Raw genomic sequence first — 5303 nt, forward strand, 5'->3', positions numbered from 1 at the left:
AATACCTTCTGCCCCGGCCTCCTTCAATTCATGAATGACCTCCCAAAATTTGTCTTTATTGATGACGGTGTGTACGGAACTCCAGCCCTCTTGCGCTAAAGGTAAAACCGTGGGACTCCGCATTCCGGGTAGCAGCGATACAATTTGATCCAGCTTGTCGTTCGGCGCGTTGAGCAAAACGTATTTGGATTGCCGAGCTTCTAAAACGGATCGAATACGGAATTGTATCCTTTTTAAAATTTCCCTGCGTTCTTCGGATATTTTAGGGGAAACCGCCAACACGGCCTCACTTTTCAGCATCACCTCGACTTCCTTCAGATTGTTCTTAAATAGTGTACTTCCACTGGAAACAATATCGCAAATCGCATCCGCCAGCCCTATATTCGGGGCAATCTCTACGGAACCATTGATGATGTGCAAATCGGCACTGACTCCCTTTTTATTCAAATAATTCCGAACGGTATTTGGATAGGACGTAGCAATGCGCTTTCCCTCAAAATCCTGCACGGAAGTATATTTTACCGATTTCGGTACGGCGAGGGATACCTTACATTTCGAAAAGCCCAATTTTTCGGCAATCTCGATATCCTCACCCTTTTCAATTAAAACATTTTCCCCGATTATGGCAATATCGACCACGCCGTCCCTCAAATACTGGGGGATATCGCCATTTCGGAGGTAAAAAACCTCCAATGGAAAATTTCGTGAGGATGCCTTTAATTGATCTTTACCGTTGTCTATCGAGATTCCGCAGTCCTTTAAGATCTGTAGCGAATCTTCGTTTAAACGACCGGATTTTTGGATGGCTATTCGTATCATAAATAAATATATTCATTAAAAAACCCGCTTGATTGCTCAAACGGGTCGTAAAAATATGTGGGTACACTACATACAACTTTACCTCGCTTGAGCGCAAGTATAAAAATGATGGTGTATGTGCTTGTTCTTCATTACAGACGTAAAATTAAAACTTAATTTCGACCGACCAAATTTATTTTAATTATTTCCTAGAATCAGCGGAAGTCCTGAATCCCCACCACCGACGATTACCACCTTGGCGTTGGCGGATTGGGCAAGCTTGAGGGTCGCGTCTACTCCTTTGTCCCTTAAAATTTCATCAGTAAGCGAAGCGCTAAGAATCGAGTTGGCATTTGCCTTGCCTTGCGCTTCGATGGTTACTCTTTCGGCCTCCTTTTGGGCGGTTACCAATCGAAATTCATATTCCAAAGATTCCTGTTCTTGCTTCAATTTACGTTCAATGGCCTCTTTTATGGTCGCCGGTAAGGTGACGTCGCGCACCAATACCTCGTTCAACTGAATGTACTGGCCGTCTACGATTTTTTTAGTTTCCTCATAAATTTCTGTCTGTATGGCATCCCGCTTACTGGAGTACAATTGCTCTGGGGTATATCGTCCCACGACACTTCTTGCCGCTGAGCGTATGGTTGGCAAAAGTACCCGCTGAATATATTCCGTTCCCTTTTCCTGGTGCAATTTTCCTAAAGACTCCCGTTTGGGCTCGAACCATACGGAAGCGTCCAATTTAATTTCCAGTCCGTTTGACGATAGTACCTGCATTTTTTCAAACACTTCTTGTTGTCTTACCTCATAAATAAAGACTTTGTTCCAAGGGGCTACGATATGAAAACCTTCGCCCATCGGCGGTTCTTCGGTCACTACACCGCCACCAAAAGTTTTATAAAGTACACCAGCCTGACCGGAATCGATGGTTATGGCAGATTTTGAAATCAATATGACCAGCACAATCAGGCCGAAAATAATAGGTAATGCAATTTTTGGTAATTTATCCATAGTTTTTCTTAGTTTATAGTAGTCCGTTATACTTTCTAATGATCCACTCCGCAGCCAATAAGGTTGCAATCAGTGCCAATAGAATTCGGAAATCGATCAAAGATACGGTATTTTGCTCGCCTTTCTGCACGGGCAAAAAGCGATCGTCTTTTGATAGGTCTGACAATAGCGTCTCAATTTGTGATGGAAAGTAAAGTTCTCCCCCTGTATTCTCGGCCAAACGGGCCAATTTCTGATAATCGGTCGTTACCAATTGTTTTTCCACATCAAAATCAAGAATCGTGAAACTGCCTGATTTGGAAAGGTTTTCGTTACGCACCGCTACCGTAAAATCATACCTACCAGGTGCCAGACTACTTAAATCCGATTCATAGTAGCTTCCTTTTAAAAGCATGGGCATTTCAGTTACCGCTTCCGTATCGGTATTTTTGAGCTTTAGATCAATCGTCGCGTTCGGCTCGAAAACATAGGTTTCATCGAAATAGGTAGCCGTGATTTTGGCAATGCTATTTCCCGGGTAGACAGAACTATACTCCAACGTCAGCCGTTCCTTAGAGGTATTGGCGGAAAGATATAGCACCAACCTGCCAATAAATTCATCGAAATTCTTAAAGTTCTGTTCATTGCGAAAACTTTGCATACGCCATTTCCAGCTATTTTCCCCGAACAGTACGGCTTCTCTTTGAGTACCCTTTCCGATAACTGCGAGCAAAGGCTGGTTCAGTTCCGCACCCTTGATACGCTGGGTCAAAAGAATCTCCCCGGAATTAGCAAGCTGTATCTCTCCCAAGTTACTGTTCAGTGGAGGATAATCCTGAATCGAAAAATCGTTGATATTAAAAAGTGCGAAACCGGAATTTAAGCTAGGAAAAACCTCCTCTGCTTGATTGTAACTTTCTTTTGAAAAGCCCTTTTGTACTTTGTTTAAGAAATTCCAGTCCGTTTCCGTACCCGTTATGGTGAACAGATTGGACTTTTTCATTTGAATATAATCGTATACGGTTTTAAAGGAGGCATCGGGCTGATACAGTATAAACAGGTCGACATCGTCAAACTGCTTCACATCGCTATTCGGTTTTTTTACGGAGACGGAACGCTGCTCATTACTTTCGATCGCCTTTTTTAAAGCCCCGATATCTGGATGCAATAGGTTTGAGATAATGGCAATATCCGTCTTTTCGTCAATGACCTCCACCGCAACCTGTCTGGAATTGTTGCTCGTGTTGCGTTCGTTGGCCAAGGAATCGACTGAAACCACAATGTTCTTCATTCCCACTGAATTGGCATCCAATACGGTATTGATGGTCTTCGAATTGTCAGTATCCGAAAATGAAAGGTTCTCCCGAAATACCGTCTTTCCATCTACCGATATTTTTAGGGCGGACCGCACATCGGTCTTTCCGTTGTAGGACAAATAAATTTCAATGGGATATTTATTTTTCAGGAAGGCGTACCGATTCACGTTCACCTGCGAAATCGCGACATCATCATAACGCGTCGTATCGCCTATGGCCACAGGATAAATGGGGAATTTTTGATTTTTGCCGTAAAATTCATAATCCTGTCCCAAGGTTTGGTTGCCATCGGTCAAAAGTAGTATCGCAGAATTAGAAGCGGAATAAATTTCTTGAATTGCCCCTATGGCCCCTGCAATATTGGTGCTTTTTTGGATAAATAGGGAATCGTGGTTGATTGTGGAGACGTCACTTTTGGCGTCTCCACCCGTTAATAAAGCCCCAAAACCGTACCCTCGTAAACTAAAACGATTCTTGATGGCATTATTTTCTTCGATTTCGTCTAAAACCCTTTGGATGGTATCCTTGGATGATGCCACCGAAGTAGAATTATCCACCAAAACAATCAAATTGGCCTTCTCGATACGATATTTGTTTTTGGTAAACTTGGGATTGATTAGCAACAGGAAGACCCCGAACAAGGCCAAAAAACGCAAAAAGGACAAAATTAAGGTTAATCTGCCCTTTCGTTTGGTTTTATAATAATACTGGAACACTACGATTCCCAGGGCCACAATGGCGGCAAGGATGAGTAGGAGTACTGTTTGAATGTTCATTGTCTTCTAGGTAAGCATCCCCCCATCGACGTTCAAAACCTGACCGGTTACGTAAGCGGACAGGTCAGAAGCAAAAAACAAACAGGCATTGGCGATATCTTCGGGAGATCCGCCACGTTTTAGGGGAATGCCATCGCGCCAACCTTGTACCGTTTTTTCGTCGAGCTTGTCCGTCATCTCGGTTTCTATGAACCCGGGAGCGATGGCATTGCAACGAATGTTACGGGAGCCAAGTTCCAAGGCTACGGATTTCGTAAAGCCGATCATGCCCGCTTTTGAAGCGGCGTAATTGGTCTGTCCCGCATTGCCCTTGACTCCGACGACACTGCTCATATTAATGATAGAGCCGCTGCGTTGTTTCAGGAAAGTGCGCTGCACGGCCTTGGTCATGTTGAACACGGACTTCAGGTTAATTTCGATAACACTATCAAAATCAGATTCTGACATACGCATCAAAAGATTATCTTTAGTGATGCCGGCATTGTTGATTAGGACATCGATGCCGCCAAAATCCTCCAAAACCTTTGCAACCAAGGTATCTGCCTGTTCAAAGCTTGCGGCGTCACTTTTGTAGGCCTTTGCCTTAACGTCTTTAGCTATCAATTCCTTTTCCAGTTCCAAAGCCGGTTTTTCGCTTGAACTGTAGGTGAAGGCCACATTGGCCCCGTGATCAGCGAATATTTCGGCAATGCCTTTCCCAATACCTCGACTGGCACCGGTTATGATGACGTTTTTTCCTTCCAGTAATTTCATTGCAGCATAAATTTCTTTTCTATCCCATCACCTCTTTCACCTTCAATCCGATTTCGGCGGGGGAATCGACAACATGAATACCGTGTTCCCGCATGATTTTCTTCTTGGCCTGTGCGGTATCGTCGCTACCGCCGACAATAGCACCGGCGTGGCCCATGGTCCTGCCGGCAGGGGCGGTCTCCCCTGCGATAAATCCGATTATCGGTTTTTTGCTTCCGCTCGCCTTGTACCATTTTGCGGCATCGGCTTCCAATTGTCCGCCGATTTCACCGATCATGACAACGGCTTCCGTCTCGGGATCGTTGATCAAGAGCTCTACGGCGTCTTTGGTGGTCGTTCCAATAATAGGATCTCCACCGATACCGATGGCTGTTGTGATGCCCAATCCTTGGCGTACGACCTGATCGGCCGCTTCATAGGTCAAGGTTCCCGATTTAGAAACGATTCCCACAGTTCCTTTTTTAAATACAAAGCCCGGCATGATGCCTACTTTGGCCTCTCCGGGGGTAATAACACCGGGACAATTGGGACCGATCAAACGGCAATCCTTATGTTTTATGTAATCCGCCGCTTTGACCATATCGGCTATGGGAATTCCTTCGGTAATCGTTATGATTACTTTTATGCCGGCATTGGCAGCTTCCATAATCGCATCGGCGGCAAAGGC

5 protein-coding genes are annotated in these 5303 nt (G+C 44.6%); all 5 read right to left on the minus strand.

Features of this window, described 5'->3' with window-relative positions; genetic code table 11:
* Positions 1-819, minus strand: an 819-nt coding sequence (gene hisG / locus ACEW8S_RS06730; RefSeq protein ID WP_373517402.1) for an ATP phosphoribosyltransferase, incomplete at its 3' end; no start/stop codon positions are given.
* Between the two features lie 177 nt (positions 820-996).
* Positions 997-1812, minus strand: coding sequence for a prohibitin family protein (locus ACEW8S_RS06735; protein ID WP_373517403.1), 816 nt, complete (start codon positions 1810-1812; stop codon positions 997-999).
* 13 nt (positions 1813-1825) lie between these two features.
* On the minus strand, positions 1826-3883 hold the full coding sequence (locus tag ACEW8S_RS06740; protein ID WP_373517404.1) for a VWA domain-containing protein: 2058 nt from the start codon (positions 3881-3883) through the stop codon (positions 1826-1828).
* Positions 3884-3889: 6 nt separating this feature from the next.
* A complete protein-coding gene (gene fabG / locus ACEW8S_RS06745) occupies positions 3890-4636 on the minus strand; it encodes a 3-oxoacyl-[acyl-carrier-protein] reductase (RefSeq protein ID WP_373517405.1) in 747 nt (248 codons plus the stop codon).
* 19 nt (positions 4637-4655) lie between these two features.
* A partial coding sequence (locus ACEW8S_RS06750; protein WP_373517406.1) for a succinate--CoA ligase subunit alpha occupies positions 4656-5303 on the minus strand: 648 nt, incomplete at its 5' end.

The organism is Pricia sp., assembly GCF_041745955.1.
Taxonomy (GTDB): Bacteria; Bacteroidota; Bacteroidia; order Flavobacteriales; family Flavobacteriaceae; genus Pricia.

What these genes read in the sequence shown, in the direction of transcription:
- ACEW8S_RS06735 (WP_373517403.1), bottom strand. Translation starts at nt 1,812, where the DNA reads ATGGATAAATTACCAAAAATTGCATTACCTATTATTTTCGGCCTGATT.
- ACEW8S_RS06740 (WP_373517404.1), bottom strand. Translation starts at nt 3,883, where the DNA reads ATGAACATTCAAACAGTACTCCTACTCATCCTTGCCGCCATTGTGGCC.
- fabG (WP_373517405.1), bottom strand. Translation starts at nt 4,636, where the DNA reads ATGAAATTACTGGAAGGAAAAAACGTCATCATAACCGGTGCCAGTCGA.